Here is a 277-nt window from a genome sequence, read left to right as displayed (position 1 = left end):
CCAGAAGATGGTGCGGGTGCTGCACTTGCAATGCAAAACGCACTAAACGATGCGCAAGTAAACGCTGAGCAAATTGGTTACATTAACGCACACGGTACATCTACAAATGCAGGCGATAAAGCAGAAACTGCCGCTGTTAAGTCTATTTTTGGTAATGCAGCTAAAGATGTAATGGTAGGCTCGTCTAAATCGATGATGGGTCACTTGTTAGGTGCTGCAGGCTCGGTTGAATCGATTATTTCGATTTTATCACTGACAGATCAAAAAGTGTCGCCAA

General features: G+C 44.0%; 1 pseudogene. It reads left to right on the top strand.

From position 1 onward, the window contains the following. A pseudogene (locus AAEY57_RS19820) lies at positions 1-277 on the top strand (beta-ketoacyl-ACP synthase II); the annotation flags it as partial.

Source organism: Pseudoalteromonas sp. MER144-MNA-CIBAN-0113, from assembly GCF_040308965.1.
GTDB classification, from domain to species: domain Bacteria; phylum Pseudomonadota; class Gammaproteobacteria; order Enterobacterales; family Alteromonadaceae; genus Pseudoalteromonas; species Pseudoalteromonas tetraodonis.
The sequence above is the reverse complement of the archived record's forward strand: the minus strand, read 5'-3'. Positions and strand labels throughout refer to the sequence as shown.